Origin of the sequence: Peptostreptococcus canis, assembly GCF_014229965.1 — a bacterium.
Lineage (GTDB): Bacteria > Bacillota > Clostridia > Peptostreptococcales > Peptostreptococcaceae > Peptostreptococcus > Peptostreptococcus canis.
On the sequence record NZ_JABGBW010000003.1, the window covers coordinates 164,403 to 183,545 of the forward strand.

At 28.8% G+C, this 19,143-nt stretch carries 17 protein-coding genes; 3 read left to right on the plus strand and 14 right to left on the minus strand.

The window, feature by feature from the left end; translation table 11 throughout:
- Nucleotides 1-31: 31 nt before the first annotated feature.
- From HLB29_RS06125 to HLB29_RS06190, 14 genes are all read right to left on the minus strand, one after another.
- Nucleotides 32-1,447, minus strand: coding sequence for an RsmB/NOP family class I SAM-dependent RNA methyltransferase (locus HLB29_RS06125; protein ID WP_185624275.1), 1,416 nt, complete (start codon nucleotides 1,445-1,447; stop codon nucleotides 32-34).
- Entirely contained in the window at nucleotides 1,434-2,021 is a 588-nt protein-coding gene (locus HLB29_RS06130) for a DUF3867 family protein (protein ID WP_185624276.1), read from the minus strand. The genes HLB29_RS06125 and HLB29_RS06130 overlap by 14 nt, the downstream gene beginning before the upstream one ends.
- 221 nt (nucleotides 2,022-2,242) lie before the next feature.
- The gene (locus HLB29_RS06135; RefSeq protein WP_185624277.1) at nucleotides 2,243-3,334 is read right to left on the minus strand and encodes a DUF975 family protein; all 1,092 of its coding nucleotides are present in this window, start codon (nucleotides 3,332-3,334) and stop codon (nucleotides 2,243-2,245) included.
- A gap of 188 nt (nucleotides 3,335-3,522) precedes the next feature.
- Nucleotides 3,523-4,347 (minus strand): carbon-nitrogen hydrolase family protein, encoded by an 825-nt coding sequence (locus HLB29_RS06140; RefSeq protein WP_185624278.1) that lies wholly within the window; start codon nucleotides 4,345-4,347, stop codon nucleotides 3,523-3,525.
- Nucleotides 4,348-4,481: 134 nt separating this feature from the next.
- Nucleotides 4,482-5,906, minus strand: coding sequence for an adenylosuccinate lyase (gene purB, locus HLB29_RS06145; protein ID WP_185624279.1), 1,425 nt, complete (start codon nucleotides 5,904-5,906; stop codon nucleotides 4,482-4,484).
- Between the two features lie 13 nt (nucleotides 5,907-5,919).
- Nucleotides 5,920-7,197: an adenylosuccinate synthase gene (locus tag HLB29_RS06150; protein ID WP_185624280.1), complete on the minus strand. Its 1,278-nt coding sequence runs from the start codon at nucleotides 7,195-7,197 to the stop codon at nucleotides 5,920-5,922.
- Nucleotides 7,198-7,544: 347 nt separating this feature from the next.
- The gene (locus HLB29_RS06155) at nucleotides 7,545-8,030 is read right to left on the minus strand and encodes a DNA-deoxyinosine glycosylase (protein WP_185624281.1); all 486 of its coding nucleotides are present in this window, start codon (nucleotides 8,028-8,030) and stop codon (nucleotides 7,545-7,547) included.
- 236 nt (nucleotides 8,031-8,266) lie between these two features.
- A complete protein-coding gene (locus HLB29_RS06160; protein WP_185624282.1) occupies nucleotides 8,267-9,097 on the minus strand; it encodes a radical SAM protein in 831 nt (276 codons plus the stop codon).
- A gap of 105 nt (nucleotides 9,098-9,202) precedes the next feature.
- Nucleotides 9,203-10,009: a class I SAM-dependent methyltransferase gene (locus HLB29_RS06165; RefSeq protein ID WP_185624283.1), complete on the minus strand. Its 807-nt coding sequence runs from the start codon at nucleotides 10,007-10,009 to the stop codon at nucleotides 9,203-9,205.
- Nucleotides 10,010-10,120: 111 nt separating this feature from the next.
- Complete coding sequence (locus HLB29_RS06170; RefSeq protein ID WP_185624284.1) at nucleotides 10,121-10,942, minus strand: RAMP superfamily CRISPR-associated protein; 822 nt, start codon at nucleotides 10,940-10,942, stop codon at nucleotides 10,121-10,123.
- Nucleotide 10,943: 1 nt separating this feature from the next.
- Nucleotides 10,944-11,888, minus strand: coding sequence for a CRISPR-associated protein Csm4 (locus tag HLB29_RS06175; protein ID WP_185624285.1), 945 nt, complete (start codon nucleotides 11,886-11,888; stop codon nucleotides 10,944-10,946).
- A 10-nt stretch (nucleotides 11,889-11,898) separates the two neighbouring features.
- The gene (locus HLB29_RS06180) at nucleotides 11,899-12,582 is read right to left on the minus strand and encodes an RAMP superfamily CRISPR-associated protein (protein ID WP_185624286.1); all 684 of its coding nucleotides are present in this window, start codon (nucleotides 12,580-12,582) and stop codon (nucleotides 11,899-11,901) included.
- A gap of 62 nt (nucleotides 12,583-12,644) precedes the next feature.
- A complete protein-coding gene (locus HLB29_RS06185; RefSeq protein WP_185624287.1) occupies nucleotides 12,645-14,546 on the minus strand; it encodes a Cas10/Cmr2 second palm domain-containing protein in 1,902 nt (633 codons plus the stop codon).
- Nucleotides 14,547-14,548: 2 nt separating this feature from the next.
- Nucleotides 14,549-15,502, minus strand: coding sequence for a DUF6602 domain-containing protein (locus HLB29_RS06190; RefSeq protein WP_185624288.1), 954 nt, complete (start codon nucleotides 15,500-15,502; stop codon nucleotides 14,549-14,551).
- A 346-nt stretch (nucleotides 15,503-15,848) separates the two neighbouring features.
- Between HLB29_RS06190 and HLB29_RS06195 the strand changes: the two genes are divergently transcribed.
- From HLB29_RS06195 to HLB29_RS06210, 3 genes are all read left to right on the plus strand, one after another.
- Nucleotides 15,849-17,564 carry an IS1634 family transposase gene (locus HLB29_RS06195; protein ID WP_185624289.1) on the plus strand — a complete coding sequence of 572 codons (1,716 nt, stop codon included), beginning with the start codon at nucleotides 15,849-15,851 and terminating at the stop codon, nucleotides 17,562-17,564.
- 283 nt (nucleotides 17,565-17,847) lie between these two features.
- Nucleotides 17,848-18,258, plus strand: coding sequence for a helix-turn-helix domain-containing protein (locus HLB29_RS06200; protein WP_185624290.1), 411 nt, complete (start codon nucleotides 17,848-17,850; stop codon nucleotides 18,256-18,258).
- A gap of 177 nt (nucleotides 18,259-18,435) precedes the next feature.
- A partial coding sequence (locus HLB29_RS06210; protein WP_185624292.1) for an ISNCY family transposase occupies nucleotides 18,436-19,143 on the plus strand: 708 nt, incomplete at its 3' end.

Consider the following 19,143-nt stretch of genomic DNA (forward strand, 5'->3'; position numbering starts at 1 on the left):
ATTCTCCTTTCCCAAAATTAAATTTGAATCCTTATTTTATCGCTCTTCTAAGACCTTTTGGGTACTTATTTTTCAAAACTCCATTAGACTCTTTTCCCCATCCAATGGATACTCCATCAACTGTAACGAGAATCCAACCTCTTGATTTTCCCGTTTCTATAGACTCACCTAAAATATACTTTTTTATCTCCTTACTCTCATTTTCAAAATCGATATAGAAGTTCACATCTTCTGTATGCAGTGCACTTGCCAATGAATGAGATGGTTCAAATCTATTTTTCTTTATTTCACCAAGACAAATACCACTTCTAAGCATTTTAAGACCTGATAAATCAATTCCAATATCCGGAACTGAATAAATCATATTTCCTTTCTTTATGATATTATGACCCTCTACTTTTTTCAAAAAACTACTATTTCTTTTTATAATACCCTCAATAAACTCATTATATAGAACTAAATCAGAATTATTCCTACTTTTTTTATTCTTTTTTGATAAAATCCTATTCTTAGGTTCCTTAATCTTATTATTTATTTCATTTATAGAGTAATCATCCGAATCACACTCTAAATCAAGTGGATTGTTTATTTTAATAATCCTGGCACAATAATGCCCCTCTCCCCTGTCTTTGTGAGGCCATATCCTATGAGAATTGACAAATTTTGCACTTGAATGATTAGCCAAAAACTCTTCTATAATGTCCTCATTCTCTCTTTTCGTAAATGTACATGTGGAGTATATCAACATCCCCCCATCTTTTAACATGGCGAAACCATCTTCTATTATTTTTTTCTGAATTGAAACACATTCCTCAACCTTACTTTCTGACCAATCATTAATGGCATATTCATCTTTTCTGAACATACCTTGCCCGGAGCAAGGTGCATCTATAAATACCTTATCAAAATAACCTTTAAAAAAAGTTAATAAGCGCTTTGAATCAGTATTAGTTATTATTGAATTAATGGCTCCAAATCTTTCCAAATTCTCACCTAAAGCCTTAATCCTCGTTGAATCAATTTCATTAGATACCAATAAACCTGTATTTTCTAATTTTGACAATATATAAGTGGATTTACCACCCGGAGCAGCACATAAATCCAAAATATGTTCATTCTTTTTTATATCCGTGCAACCTACAACACTCATTGCTGAAGGCTCTTGAATATAAAAAGCACCTGCATCATGCAACGCATTTTTTCCCGGACTTAAATCACTGTCTATATAATATCCGATATCTGACCAGTCTACAGCATCTTTATCAAAATCTATATCAAATAGTTTTAGAGAAATGAACTTTTCCCTACCAATCTTTAAATTATTAATTCTAATTGAGTTGGTTCTGGGATTATTATACGATTCCAAAAAATCACTATACTCATCACCGAGTAATTCTTTCATTTCTTCCTTAAATTTTTGCGGAAGTTTATCTTTAATGGTACTCATATTTATTTGTTGCCTCGCATAAAATTACTGTCAATGTTCCCTTTGTACTCAACTTATAATAAGCTATTATCTTATTTATTTCCTCATCACTTAAATCTATTTTTTTCTCACTTATAAGCGTAATTTTGCCATCATCAAAAATAAATCTGACTTCATTTTTGTCATTCTTTAAATTAAGTTCTAAAACTTTTCTATCCGTCAAAACGTCAGAATAATAATCGTAAAAACTTAATCTTCTGGCTGCAGTTTTTACATCTAGTCCTTCAAACCCTTCAAAATTAGAAAAAATTTCATCTGAATTACTTTGCTCAAGTTTGGACATTTCTTCTTCCAAACCCTCTACATCGTAACCATATCTCTTTAATATTTCCTTTTCAATTTCTTTAAATTTTTCAATATCTATGTCATTTTCCTCGATATACTTCGAAATCTCAGTAGTAAATTCGAACATGCTAATATCACCTTTGGCAACTTTTTCGAATTTATCCATCATATATCTCTCAAATTTATCAATATCCGACGGCCTAACTTTATCTTGTAAATCTTTAAATTTTATTATTTTTTCATCAGACATACATTACCTCCAATAAACTTCACTATATTATCTAAAATTATAACATCACAATCTATATTTATCCTAAAATTCCACATTATTAATTCCTTGTAAATCCAATTATTTAGCCTATATTTCTTTACGGAAAATCTTTATCACTAAAAACAAATACAAAGCAATTAAACTTATAAAAAACCTCTAAGGTAACTTCAAAACAAAGAAAACCTTAGAGGTACTATTAATTAATCAGTTTTTTCATTACTTTCTTTCTTATCGTCTTCTATTGAAGCATCATATTTCACTTCTATTGAATCTTCCTTCTTTAAATTATCCTTATGGGACTCAATATTATCAGGTTTAATTTCATCAGATTCAATTTCATCAGATTCAATTTCATTGGACATATTTTCATCGTTCTCTTTATTGTCATCCAACTCATCCAAAGATTTTTCTTCATTGACTTCATTTTCTAAATCAGAATCCATAAAAGTATCTTCATATAATTCATAATCAGATTCAATAATAATTTCTCTTTCATTATTAATAATTTCTGAAATCGTATCATCTTGTAATATGCCAAATTCTTCAAGAACTTCTTTTTTCTCTTTAAATAGCTCAAACAAAAATATACAATAAGATGTAACCATATAAGGAATAAGCCAAATATATAATATTCCTAAAGTAAACATGGATAAAATAAACCAGCCAATAAATGAAAATGACAATTTAAACAGCTTCCATTTATTTCCTTTTACTAATTTTCTAGATAATCTCATACTTCTTATAGTTCCCAAATCATCGCGATTCAGCAATATAATAAACTGAGTATTTAAATACATTAACTCTATATAAATACCCACCACCATAGTAACTAAGAGTGTCAATATCAGGAAAGTAACAGTAAGAGGACTCAAATTCGCTTCACTCATTAAATTTGTAACTCCTCCTAAATCTCCTAATCTGCTTGCAAGAAAAGCAGAAAAGAAAATCATAAAGACAATAATCATTATAATTAAACTTATAAAAGCATACAATATAAGAAACAATATTGTTCTACCATATACTCTAGGCTTTACAAAAAAGTCCCTAATTCCATAATTTTCATCCTTTGCTAATTTAAATGAGACATTATAAATGGCAATAGTCAGCATAATATAAAATATGTACATGATGGCGTTATATGCAGACATAGCACCGGTATTTACTGTATCATAAAATAAAACAATAGGTACTCCTATCAGCACAGAAATTAAAAGGTATAAAAGACCTATTTTAAACCACTGACCTTTTATTTTTTCCTTGCTTAATTTTTTTATATCCGAATTTGATAACATATTACCACCCCTTTAAGTAAAATATCTATTTTTCTTAATACTTTACCCGATTTTAAAAATTTCTTACTTATTTATTACTTATATTGTTTATTCAATTATACATAATTAATAATTCTAAATCAACATAATAAGTAAAAATAATGTAATGCTAAATTTCAACATTAACAAAGTAATTTTTACTACTCTCTCTAATAAATCTCAAGACTATACAAATCTCTTCTTCTATGTTTTATAAGTGGCAATTGCTCTCTAACGTCATTTATTTTCTTTTTTGAAATCTCAGCATATATTATACATTCATCAATATCTGCCTGCGCTATAATATTTCCCCATGGATCTACAATTCTTGAATTTGCATAGGAAATATACGAAGAATTTTCATCTCTTGCCGGAGACGCGGCAATCATATAGACCTGGTTATCAACAGCTCTCATTCTAACCGACATTTCCCAATGAGCCGGACCCGTTGTCATATTAAAGGCAGCGGGTAATACAATCACTTCTGCTCCCATATCAGACAGGCCCCTAAAATATTCGGGAAATCTTATATCATAACATATTCCAATACCTATACTTCCCAACTCCGTATCCGCTATTGTAAAATCATCTCCCGGAGTCAAAACATCACTTTCCTTAAAATATTGTCCACCTTCGATATCTATATCAAAAAGATGCACTTTTCTATGCCTGGCTATCATTTCGCCACGATTATTATAAAAATACGATGTGTTATATATACTATCATTTTCACGCTCCGGAATTGAACCCGCTATTAAGTGGACACCACACTTTTTTGCTACTTTCATCATTTCAACTGAAGTTTCTCCAGGAAATTCTTCCGCATAAATTTCAAAGCACTTCGTATCATACGGACTATTAAAAATTTCAGGAAGCACCACTAATTCAGCCCCATTTTTTGAGGCTTCCTCAATCATTTCAACCGCCCTATTAATATTAACCGTCTTATCCCCACAAATTTTCATTTGACATATTGCGACTTTAAAATCCCTCATAATACTCTCCTTTCAAATAATTTTCTCTTATAAAAAACAAAATAAATGACATGGTTTCATTATAATAAATTATAGTGATACCATGCCATTTATACAAGCACTTTGCTAATTTTTTATATCAATAATTTTTAAAATTATACTGTTATCTCTGAAATTTCAACTGAATCTTCATCTTTTATCATAGGTTTGACAATATTATCAATAAATTCTTCAACCTGCATTGGTGCACAACCAACATATAACTCCGGTTTTAAAACCTCAAGAATTTCCTCTTTTGTAATTCCAAACGATGAATCATTAGCAATCCTATCTACTAAGTCATTTTCTCCACCTTCAGCCTTAACTACTCTAGCTGCTTCAAGTGAATGAACCCTTATCTTTTCATGTAATTCCTGTCTATTTCCGCCTCTCTTTACGGCATCCATCATTATATTTTCAGTAGCCATAAACGGAAGTTCTTTCATCAATCTCTGCTCAATAACTTTAGGATAAACAACCAATCCATCGCTTACATTGGCACAAAGATTCAATACGGCATCTATCGCCAAAAATGCTTCCGGAACAGATATTCTCTTGTTGGCAGAATCATCCAGAGTTCTTTCAAACCACTGACCACAAACAGTCATTGCCGGATTTAGCATATCGGATATTACATATCTCGATAAAGAAGCTATTCTCTCACTTCTCATCGGATTTCTTTTATATGCCATTGCAGAAGATCCTATTTGATTTTTTTCAAATGGCTCTTCAATTTCTTTTAAATGTTGAAGTAATCTTATATCATTAGAAAATTTTGTTGCCGATTGAGCTATTCCTGCAAGTATATTAACAACCTGACTGTCAATTTTTCTCGAATATGTCTGTCCGGTCACTGCAAATACATCTTCATAACCCATTTTCTCTGCAACTGTCTTATCTAATAATTTCACCTTTTCATAATCTCCATCAAATAATTCTAAGAATGAGGCCTGAGTGCCCGTTGTTCCTTTGGCTCCCCTTAATCTCTTTCTTTGGAGAAAATCCTCTAAAGATTCAAGATCTAATAGAAAATCTTGAATCCACAATGTAGCCCTCTTACCTACAGTAGTCGGTTGAGCCGGCTGATAATGCGTAAAACCAAGAGTTGGAAGTGACTTATACTCATTGGCAAATTCTGTAAGAGTAGAAATTACTTTAACTAATCTCTTCTTAACTAATTCCATAGCCTCATAAATTATTATCAAATCGGTATTATCTCCCACAAAACACGAAGTTGCACCTAAATGGATAATACCCGCAGCCTTAGGACACTGAACACCATAAGCATAAACATGACTCATGACATCATGTCTGACTTCTTTCTCTCTAGCCTTTGCCACATCATAATTTATATCATTTTGAAATTTTTTTAATTCGTCTATTTGTTCCTGAGAAATATCCAATCCCAACTCCATTTCAGTTTCAGCTAATGCAATCCATAGTTTTCTCCATGTTTTGAATTTCTTATCCGGAGAAAAAAGCTCCTGCATCTTATCACTTGCATATCTCGAAGTAAGTGGTGATTCATAAGTATTTTTCATCAAAAACCTCCTATTATGGCATTACAATATACTGTTCTCTCTCTGGTCCGACAGATACATATTTAATCTTGCAATCTACAACATCCTCAATATACTTGATATAATCTATTGCTTCTTGAGGAAGATCTTCTATCTTTCTACAGTTTGAAATATCTTTCATCCAACCTTTTCTATATTCATATACAGGTTTAGCTTTAAATAATTTTTCCCCTATTGGAAATTCTTCAAGTCTTTCACCGTTAAAAGTATAACCTACACATACGGGAATTTTTTCCATATATGATAGTACGTCCAACTTAGTAAGGGCTATTTCATCAGCACCCTGAGCCCTTACCCCATATCTGGATGCAAGTATATCAAATCCTCCTACTCTTCTAGGTCTACCGGTAGCCGCACCGTATTCGTTGCCGGCTTTACGTAATTCTTCAGCTTCTTCACCAAACATTTCTGCAGTAAATGGTCCTTCACCAACACAAGTCGAATAAGCCTTCATTATACCGATTGAATTTGTCAATTTCAAATTGGGTACACCTGCTCCTATCGGTGCATAAGGTGCTATCGTTGAAGATGAAGATGTAAACGGATAAATACCAAAATCTATATCTCTAAGTGCTCCAAGCTGGGCTTCAAACATTATCTTCTTACCATCTTTATGTGCATTATTTAAGTATACACCGGTATCACAAACAAATTTCTTTGAAATATCGCCGTACTCTTTTAAATATGACCACATGGCATCAAAGCTAATCGGCTCTTTACCATATCCTTTTTCAATCATCAAATTCTTCCATTCAATGATTCCTTTTAATCTATTCTTAAGATCTTCTTCATTATCAAGAAGCTCTCCCATTCTAATTCCCTTTTTCAGATATTTATCACCATAAACCGGTGCAATACCTCTTTTAGTAGAACCAAATTTTGCATCTGCAAGTCTTTCCTCTTCCAGACAGTCCTGTTCAACATGATAAGGCATAACTATAACCGCTCTATCACTAATTTTCAAATTATCGGGAGTTATTTCAATTCCTGCCTCTATCAATTTATTCATTTCGTTTACAAGGTGTTTTATATCAATTACTACACCATTTCCTATTATATTTACTACATTAGAACGTAATATTCCTGAAGGTAAAAGATTAAGTATAAACTTACCTCTTTCATTTACAACAGTATGACCTGCATTATTTCCGCCTTGATACCTTACAACTATGTCGTAATCTTCAGAAAGCAAATCAACCATTCTCCCTTTTCCTTCATCTCCCCAGTTTATACCAGTAATCGCTGTTAACATAAAATCTGTCCTTTCTTAATGTAATATTAATTTATCTTCCTAATTCACAAAAAAATAGCGTTCTTTATGGATATGAAATTTTAGATTGCAACAAACAAAATTTCCCACAAGAACACTGCCTATTACCTATAGATTATAACATAGTTATATAATTATAGTAAAGAATAGAATCAAAAAATATGAAATTTATTTTATATTTTCAAAATTTAGTTCAACTATGTTAGAACTAAATTTTATAATTTTTATATATAATTCTTAAAATTCCTTCCTCGTAAATATATCATTAATTCTAAAATATTTACTTTCATACATTCCTACTTTTCTTTTTTTGTAAATAATATCCCTACCTATAATTTACCGATTTTTATTTTTTGCCAGTCTTCTAACAATTTTTCCAAATTATATCTGGCATTTGCCGGACTGGTTGATGGCAAACAAACAGCTGAAATATTAAACTCGGGCTCTATATATTTTCTATAAAGTTGATATGCCTTATTCCCGTTCACAAATATTTTTTGTATATCTGCTATTTTTAATATTTTTCCTATATCATTTACTTTTACATTTTTTATACTACTATCAGAAGAACCCACTATGTCACATGATGAAATAACATCCCATAATGCGATTTTATTTTTCAAAAGAAATTCCGTTTTTTCTTCTATAGAATTCGGCAATGACTGTTCAAACACTAAGGCAAGAACTTTCCAGAACCTATTTTGCGGATGTGCATAAAAGAAACTTTCTTCCCTTGATTTTATGGATGGAAATGTACCTAAAATAAGTATTTTTGAATCCCTATTGTATATCGGTTGAATTGTATGTATCTGCATTGTTGTTCTCCTAATTTGGGTAAATTTTTGGTATCTTTATAATACGGTATATCTTATAAGATATGCAATTATCTTCACAGATTTTTCATACCTTATATCATAATTTGAAAAACTTTTTATATTAAAAATAAAGAGATATTTTTTACTACATAATAAATTAAATTTTCATCTGTGTCAAAAATCTATAATTCTTGTCACGCTCTCTAGCAAATATCATAGCTTTTAGATGTATTAATTTATTTTTGCTTATTTTTCTTTACCAGTTTTTCATGATAAAAATAATTTATATAGTTAAGGTTCAATCTCATACAGTAATCTTCTATTTCATTCGACAAGTTCTCCCAAAAACTATTATTTTTCTTTATGTATATTTCTTCATATAAAGCATAGTATTGACTATATTCTTGCTTTATATAATTCATTATATCATGTTTATATGAACCTCTCAGATTAAGATTTTCAAACCAATATTCATTCACAAATGAATTGCTACACCGAACTATTTCTTTAAAATCCGTTATTTTTGGAAAAATCGGAGACATAAACAATACAGTATATATTCCATTATCATGTAATATTTTAAGCGCATCTAATCTTTCCTTGATATTGCTCGCCTGATCCATATCTGCTCTAAATTTTTCATCTAATGTATTAATTGACAAAGCCACCTTAACATTTTTCATTTGCTTTATTAAATCTATATCCCTCAAAATCAAAGAAGATTTTGTAGAAATAGTCAAATAACAGTCAATATTTATCAATTCATTTAAAATTTTGCGAGTAATGAGATGTTTTTCTTCCAACGGGTTATAGCAATCTGTAACAGACGACATAAATATTTTCTTATTCTTCAATTTCTTTGTTGGTATTGGACTAGATGACTTTTTAATATCTATAAAAGTTCCCCATTCTTCTTTATGATTTGTAAATCTTTTCATAAAACAAGCATAACAATACTTACAACCATGAATGCAACCAATATAAGGATTTATGACATAATCACTATCCGGCAAATTCGATTTTGTGACATAGTTGTTTACCTCTATTATTTTTTCATATATTGCCATAAAGTCCTCCATTTTTCATTTATTTTTTATTTAGTGTTCATTGAACTGATATATTATGCTTTTTATTTAGTGTATAAAGGTTTGCCGATTATACATAATTAAAACTTAATTGAATTTTAAGTGAATAACCAGTGTTCTATGCAGTTTATCTGCAAAATACATGTATATTCGAGTTTTTAATTTTAATCCGTCGCAATGTTTTAATGCCCCATCAAAAAATCCGTCAACATCCATAAGTTTCGTGTTAGTTATATTTGCCAATGTCTTTGGATCATCTACACTAAAATACATCTTAGCGTCAGTATTACCGGTTTTTCTAACATATTTATTAGCTAATTTTAATCCGGTAGAATTTGTCGCATCAAATATCAATTCTCCCTTGGAAATTAACGACTTCATTTTTTTGATCATCTCTATAACTTTACTTTCATCAAAATATTGATACACTCCTGAAACAACAATCATAGTCGGCAATGAAGTATCTATTTCTTTTATCCAGTCAAAAGCAAACATATCTCCTGATATTAGCTTTTCATTATCTGCATTTCCCAGAACTCTTTTTCTAATATCTATGACATCGGGCAAATCTACTTGATAGAAATTGGATTCAGTATTATTAATACGATTATAAGCCGTTTCTAAACCTGCACCCAAGAACACTACATTACTTTGATTATTTTCTTCAAGGAATTTTATTATCTTTTTATCTATTGTCTGCTGTCTGCAAACGCTAGCCATATGAAAATATTCAGTAGTATTATCTTTTATGTTGTCTGTTGGTATATGTTGTTTTAGCGATAATGCTTTTTCATCATAGAAAAATTCCGGAAATTTCTCAGATACATATATTCTTGCAACCAACGGGATATATAGGGTATTTTCTACACCATTAAGTAAAATTTCAGTGCTCATATCTGTACCTCCTTATATAACATAGTCTTGCGCCAAATTATAATTTTTTCTATGAATATTTGCTAATATTATACCATATTTTAGGGTGTTTTTTATAGTCGCTACGGAGTATTAATATTTTATAACTTCAACAAGTCCATATGGAAGCATCGTTTCTTTATCAATATAAAACCCATTCCTAATATTTTTACCTTCTATTTTTATTAGGCTACCAATTAATCCCTTGTATCCTCCGAGGAAAATATATTTTTTACCTGATTTTCTTAATTTACTTATTGCATTTTTTATATCTTCTAACTCTTTTATAGTGTTTTTTCGATCTTCTTCTACTATTTTCAGATCTTTAATTTTTTGAATCCTATCATCTATTTCACTAAGATATTTTATTAGCTTATTATCTGTAAGACAACATGTTTCATTGAGTCTTTTTTCAAATTTTTCCTTTAAATTTTTTTCTATATCTTTTATTAAAATATTTCCTACTAAATCGACACCTGTATTTAGCATTTCAACTCCTACAGCTGGAAAAAATTCTTCATACTTAGGTTTTTTGTTTTCTTTATTATTTTCTTTTAATTCTTGATAAAGATATTGAAATTTCCATAATTTGTTTAAGATTATATGTTCCTTTTTTATTAAAACATCTCTAAAAATAGTATTTTGTCTAAATAAGTTTTCTTCTTTGGATTTATTTTTATTATCGTTTTTATTTACTAATATACTCCCCTTTAACGAAGAAGCTGGAATATAATATGATTTTGCTTTTTCAAAAATTTTATCAGACTTATTATTCCTATTTTCATAACTAAAAAAAGGATACACTATGTTTATTTCTTGACTATCTACTTTTTCATAATCTATTCCTTTATACAGGGCAAAAGAACTTCTTCCTGATAAGATTACTGGCGATACTGTCCTAAATTTAATTTCCATTTTACACCTCCATCTCCTCAAGATAAGAATTACCAAAAATAATTGCATCTTTATACAATAAATTGTATTTATTATGTATACTCTTTGATAATTCGAATTCATCTATTGCATTATCCTCTTTAGAAATTATACTACCTGAACTTATAAAGCAAATTGCTTTTTCAACATTATTTTCTATATCATATGGTTTTCTATCCGACGTATGCAGGTCAAAAAATGAATTTTCACTATTTATTTTGCTGAATTCTGGCAATAACATTCCAAGGTTTAAGTATGCTCGTGAATTTTCCGACGATATTTTTTTTGCCATCTTTTTAATCTCATACACCTTAAATATATTAAGACCTGAACTTGATTTTGCTCCTAAATAACTAATAACTTCCCCATTTTTTATATCATTTATCATTTCTTCTATAGAATTTTGTAATAAACTATTTTCTTCTATCTTTACGAAAAAACTAAAATTTTTTTGCTCATTTTCGCCATTAAATAAAGATATTATAGGTAGCGAATACGCTACATTTGGAAGCCCTGGTAAATTTCTTACTTGGCTTTCTAATCTAAATTTTTGAATAAATTCTAGATTAGTTTTTAAAAAATTAATTTTATTTAAATCGTCTATACTTAGTTTTTTATTCTTTCTTATTAAATTTACTAAATCTTCTTTTTTTATAAAATCAAAATTTTTGATTTTCTTGTATATCTCTTTTGCTACACTAAATTTATGAATTATGTATTCTTTGGGAAATGGATAATATCCATCTGGCATTAGATTAGATACCATGCATTTTTGTTTTTTTAATAAAACAGCTCTAGTATATTCACTTATTTCTTCGTTTTCAAAATATTTTTTTGTATTATTCATCAAAAAACCAAATAATCGTTGTGAATCTGGAATAGTTGTCATCTTGCCTTTACTTTTTAGCTTAAATTCGTATATTAGCATAATAATCTCCTTAATCCAAAATACTTATTTCAATAAGACCATAGCCTCTTGATTTTGAGTTACCAATTCCATAGAATCCACCATTAAATTTTGACAGCATATTCTTTAGCTCTGATTCTACATTTTTTAAGTCAACTTTTTTAGGACTATAATAATCATTTTGGAAACGAACATTACCCTCAAAAATCACTTCTGGCTTAATAACTTTATAAGTTCTAGGCCTGCTTAAAATTTCACCGTCTTTGTTTTCTAAAGATGTCTTTGTCTCTATTAGAAAATAATCTTTATTTCTATTATCCTTACTTAAAGTAAAATCAGTACAAAATATTCTAGGCATTCCATTTAAGCCCTCAATTCCAAAAATATATTCAGCCTTTGGATTTTTTGTATAGTTTTCTATTTTTTTTATAAGTTTTTCAATTTTTTCTGTTTTATCAATTTGATTAATTTGGCTGTATTTATTTGATAAGTCTTGTAAAATCTCTTTAATGTATTCTTTAGTTTTTGGCATTTCCTTATCATTTTCTCTAACGATATTTCTAAAAGCTCCCTTAAATGAAGAACCATAAATCATCGGTTTCCCATCTCCGTTTATAACTGTAGATTGGTCTACTCCGCCAATCGAAAAACTCTCTGTTTGGTTACCTACTAAACAATTCGATTTTGTTTTAAGTTTTATTTTTATATCAAACATTATTTCCTCCTATTGCTACGGCTATTTTAGCAGTTTTGTTTCTAAAATCATTATCACTTTTGTTATTTATACTTTAATCGTTTCTTATATGTTTTGTATATAATTCTTTGCCTGTTATACTCAAATAAAATTATCAGTCTATCAAGCCAATTTGTATCCTCTAATTCTAAAAATTTTCTTTCAAAATTCTCCATATCCTTCTCATCAAAAACAATTCTATGAGGGTTAATTTCATCATTTTCATTACTAATGCCAATTACATTTTTCGTATAGTTTCTAAAAAGTGCTACTACTTGATCTTTTTTACCATCATCTATAAGTTTTTTTGCCCTAAAAAATATAGAAGGCTCAAAATTTGCTGTTTTATATAGTGTTTTATTTTGACTATTTTTTATTTTTTTTATAAATAGTTTTTCTATTCCATTTGATTTTATTTCTCTCAAAAGAAAATTTATAGGTTTATTTAAAAGTATAGAATGCGCTTTCTTATCCGAAGTAATATATTTTTTCTCTCTTTTCTTTTTGTTCCCGTCATCTTTTCCTTTAATTGTAATTTTATTATTATTTTCTTTTAAAAATAAAATAATAACCTTTAATTTTGGTATGAGAATATTTTCAACTTTATTTACATCAAAAAATTTTTCCTTCTTCCCCCTTGAATCTTCAACTACTTGTGAAAGTATATAATTCTTAAAATAAGCATTTTCATCAAATTCAGCTTCTTCGGATAAATTAGGTATACAAAAATATAAAATGTATAATAGCTGTTTTCTTGGATTTTTTTCATTTTCCAAATTTACTAATAAATTATGTAAAGACGTACTAGTAAAAACGTTTTCTCTTATCATACTATTTAATTCTTTAATTTCAGCACAAAATCGATTAAATCCATCTGATTTTTTCTTTGCACGTTCATCTTTATAACAGTTTAATTTACACCCGGATATGCTTAATCCAACAAGAGATAACTTTTCCTCATCTAGTCTCATCATGTCTTTTGCATTGCTTAGTTCTTTTTCTACTATTTGTCTGTAATAACGTATTGGCTGATGGTTATTTACAAAAGTTACACCTACAGCAATAGAAACTCCTTTTTTTTCGTTATCTGTGGTATTATTCTCTTTTTTGTTAAAAACTTTTTGAATTTCACTATTAATTTGTACAATAACCTTTTTTAAAATTCTAATAGAATCAAATAAATAATCTATATTTACCGCATAAAAAATATCATCTCCTGCTATATAGAAGGGTAACATTTTACGTTCTATATCTTTATTATATTCACTAACGCACTTGGCAAAGTATTCCACTGAAATATAGTTTTCTAATATTTTACTTATTTCTTTAAACTTGTCATAGCTATCAAGCTCCTGCATAGTATTACCAAGCTCATTTATATCCGCTTTTACTATTGCTATTTTTCCATCTGTACTATCTTTATCTTCTATGTCAATCAAGTCATCCATGCTCTTTAAAAAAACTTGAAAATTATCTGTATAATCTTCCTCTAAAACCTCTGTATTGGTTTTGAATTCTTGAAAGTTAAAAAGTAATTCCTTATTTTCCTCAATAATTTTAGTTTTGTTACTATTACTTTTAAATTCAATATTTGATTTTTTAATTATAGCCATATTTGTTAAGTCATTTTCAGGGAATACAGAATAGTTTAAAAAGATATTTCCATGATAGTTCATAAATGTTTCTCTATATAAAGTACTAAGTTTCTCTCTGATTCTTTCTTCTGGTAAATCACAACTAAATATTACTTTTCCTGATATCCAAAGAAACTTAGATTCTTCCCTTACATTAAATTCTTCTTGTATCTTTTTTAAAATATTTTTAGAAATATTATTTGAGGCAGAAATTATATTTTTGAGTGTTTTATCATCTTTTTGATTCTGATCAATATATTTATAAATATATTTTTGAATCTTTTCTACAGAAATTGCAACTACATTTTTCATACTTATTCATCCTTTTCTTCATACTTATTAAACATATTCACATAATCCATATGAGGAAAAAACAATGGATTATTAATTAGCATTAACAGTTGATTAAACTGAAAAATAAAAGAAAGTATATTATTATCACTAATTTTATATGTTTCCAAATTATTTTTCTTCAATTTATCGTACCCTGCTTTACTAGCCATTTTCTCTATTTCAATATATTCCTGTATTTTTTCTCTTTTATCTTTCAAATTTTCCATCTCTTTATTACATGATTTCTCATCATTCAAATCATTATAATGGTTTAAATGTAAATACCAATCCAATAAATTAGTGTAATCACTATTATATTCAATTTCTAAATTCTCCTTACTTGCCTTTATAACTATATCAAACTTTTCATCTTCATTTTTATATGAACCCATATGACATAAAATTTTAATTGGAGTTGTACTTGTTTGAGTTATCCTAGATTTTTCATTTAATTCTTCTAAGTTAATTCCATCATGTATACCTGTATTTATTCTAACCAAAGAATTCAAACCCGTATTTAGCATAGTTATACTTTTAACCCAATTAGATAAAGTATCTTTAGTATTACTATCATATTTTAAAATACTTTTACACTCAATCACAGCAGCCACAGCTTCCACTGGTATAAACTTTATAGTTCCATATCTGAAAATATATGGAGTATATTGTTCATCATATATGGCTAAATCTACTTCCTTTGAAATATTCCCGTAAGAATCCATTATAAAGACACTTCTATCAATATTAAATTTTTTAGGAATTATTCTTTCAAATAAACTTTTCCAAACATACTCTCTATTTGAACCTAATGTTACTCCATGACTAGTTACATAATTAAGCTGTGTAATTAGTTCTTCTTCCATTTTTCGATAATTTCTTTTAATGTTGCTAATATGTTTATACTTGTCTTCTTTATCTTTGTTATCGTTATTCATAATAACCCACCTTTCAAACCACAAAGTTTAATTAACATTTATGTAACTAGATTAACATCTAATTTAATATTATATCTTTACCTTAGATTGTGCAATAGAAATTTATAAATTTAATTTATTCATATTAATAAGGTTACAAGCTGTTTTAAACTCTACAAGAACAGAATCATTGTTCAAGTATTTGTCTAAAAATCCACAAATCTCTTAATATCGGGAGCTTGACACTTGTAATCGAAGATTCACTATTCAAAGGCTTGAAAAGCCTTAATTTTTTTGTCAAATTTTTAAAAATAATTGTAGCATTTTTGTAGCATTTATGATATAATATATAAAAGGAGTGTTTTTTATGAAGCTGACAATATCTAAATCAAAAAGTGCTGAACAATTGTATATAACTAAATCATTTAGAGATGAATCCGGGAAAAGTACATCTAAAATAATTACTAAATTGGGTACTATGGAAAAATTATTGCCCGAACATGATAATGATAGAGAAAAAGTAATATTATGGGGAAAAGAAATCGCAAAAAAGATGACCATAGATGAAAAAAATAATAATCTGAATGTTTCTGTAAATTTCTCGGAAAGTCTGAGAAATGAAAAAGGTGAACCAATTAGATTTAATATAGGATATCTGTTTTTGCAAAAGATTTTCTATCAGTTGAAATTGAATAAAGTATGTGATGAAATTAAAAAAACAAAAAAAATAACATTTGACTTGAATGACATATTATCAAAACTGGTATATGCAAGGATTATCGATCCCTCATCCAAACTTTCCACCTATGAATTTTCCAAGAGTTTTCTGGAGTTTCCTAAATTTGATTCACATCATATTTACAGGGCTCTGGATGTTTTAGCTGAAAATTCCGATGAAATACAATCTCATATATATGATTCCAGTCATAATTTAATAAAGAGAAATGATAGAGTATTGTATTATGATTGTACTAATTTTTTCTTTGAAATTGAAAAAGAAGATGGTATAAAAAAATATGGAAAAAGTAAAGAACACAGACCTAACCCGATAGTTCAGATGGTACTATTATTGGATGGTAGCGGATTTCCTCTTGCATTTACCATATTCCCGGGAAACTCAAATGAACAAAAAACTTTAAAACCTCTGGAGAAAAAAATAATATCAGATTTTAAACTTTCAAAGTTTATCATTTGTACCGATGCCGGATTATCGAGTTTTGAAAATAGAAAATTCAATATGTTGGGTGAACGTTCTTTTATCGTTACACAGTCATTGAAAAAAATAAATAAAAATATAAAAAATTGGGCACTTTCCAATGAAGGATGGAAACTTGGCAGTGATAAAAGAACATATAATATAGACGAAATTGACGATGATGATTATATGGATAGCATCTTTTTTAAAGAAAGATGGATAAATAAAAATGGTATGGAACAGAGAATAATAGTAAGCTACTCTCCTAAATACAAGCTTTATCAAAGGGAAATAAGGTATGGACAAATAAACAGAGCTTTAAAAATTATCGAAAATGGAAATAGAAAATCATCTAATACAAATTCACCAAACAGAATTATCAAAGACGAATATATTACAAGTAGCGGGGAAATAGCTAATATAAAGAAATCTGAAATAGATATAGACAGGATATCGGATGAAGAAAAGTATGACGGATTTTATGCAGTTTGTACAAATCTTGAAGACCCGATAGAAAACATTCTAAAGATAAATAAACAACGTTGGCAAATTGAAAGTTCTTTTAGGACGGTTAAATCGGAGTTTAAAGCTAGACCTGTGTACTTAAGAAGGGAAAACAGAATTAAAGCTCATTTTTTAACTTGCTTTTTGTCATTAATGATTATTAAGATTTTAGAATACAAATTGGAAAATAAATTTAGCATACATGAATTGATTGATCAGCTTAAGGAAATGGAACTTCATAAGATTAGAAATATCGGTTATCTCAGTTCGTATACAAGAAGTGATATTACTGATGAATTACATAAGTTTGCAGGATTTAATACGGATTATGAATTCATCTCCGATGAAAATATAAAAAAAATAATAAAGAATAGCAAAATATAGAAAAAATACTACATTTTCTAGAAATATATAATCCCTGTAGTCCTTGTATATCAAGGCATTACAGGGATTTACTATTTATTAAGTGTCAAACTCGTGAGTATATTATTTTAGCACAATTTTTGTACTTTTTCAAGTCTTTTATTTTACAATTGTTGTTATTTTATGATAATGTCACCTTAGGATTAATTTTGGACTNTCTTTTTTGAAAACTGTTGTTATTTTATGATAATGTCACCTTAGGATTAATTTTGGACTTTGTCACTTTTTGATATAAAATAATATTATGAAAGAAGGTAAAATAACATTGACTATGAAACAACTAAAAAGATATCAAGTGATTTGTAGCTACATAGATAAACAAATTACTAGAAGAGAAGCCGCTGAACTACTTTCTCTTTCCGAACGCCAGATTACCAGATTAAAGAAAGGAGTCGTTGAATCTGGAGCTGAATTTTTAACTCATAAAAACACAGGAAAGAAACCTGTTCATTCAATATCAAATGAAGTGAAGGAAGCTATTCTTAAAATTAAGAAAACAAATTCGCTAAAAAATGTGAACTTCCTCCACTTCAAAGAAATACTAAGTGAAGAATACTCAATTGAAATATCATACTCTTCACTATATAGTATACTAAAAAACGCAGAAATTAAAAGCCCCATGAAGAAAAAAAATCAGGCACAGAAAATTTCGTAGAAAAAGAAAGCCTCATTTTGGTCAGTTGGTACAAATTGATGCTACTCCTTTCGAATGGTTCAATAAAAAGGTTAAATATACACTTCATGGTGCAATTGACGATGCAACAGGTAAAATAGTCGGATTATACATGACTGAACATGAATGCCTGTTTGGCTATTTGGAGATGATGAAAAGATGTTGTATGGATTTTGGTGTTNATCAATATCAAATGAAGTGAAGGAAGCTATTCTTAAAATTAAGAAAACAAATTCGCTAAAAAATGTGAACTTCCTACACTTCAAAGAAATACTAAGTGAAGAATACTCAATTGAAATATCATACTCTTCACTATATAGTATACTAAAAAACGCAAAAATTAAAAGCCCCATGAAGAAAAAAATCAGACACAGAAAATTTCGTAGAAAAAGAAAGTCTCATTTTGGTCAGTTGGTACAAATTGATGCTACTCCTTTCGAATGGTTCAATAAAAAGGTTAAATATACACTTCATGGCGCAATTGATGATGCAACAGGTAAAATAGTCGGATTATACATGACTGAACATGAATGCCTGTTTGGCTATTTGGAGATGATGAAAAGATGTTGTATGGATTTTGGTGTTCCACAGACCCTTTATTCTGATAAGCACACTATTTTTAGATCACCTAACGCCGGTAAACTGACTATCGAAGATGAAATTAATGGGAAAAAGGTTAATCTGACCCAATTTGCCAGAGCAGTTAATGAACTTGGAACGGATATTATTTTTGCTAATTCACCACAGGCTAAGGGACGTATAGAAAGGCTTTGGGTTACTCTACAAAGCAGATTGCCGGTTGAATTTATGATGAAAGGCATTGATAATGTAAAAGAAGCTAACGAGTTTTTAAGAGGGTATATACAC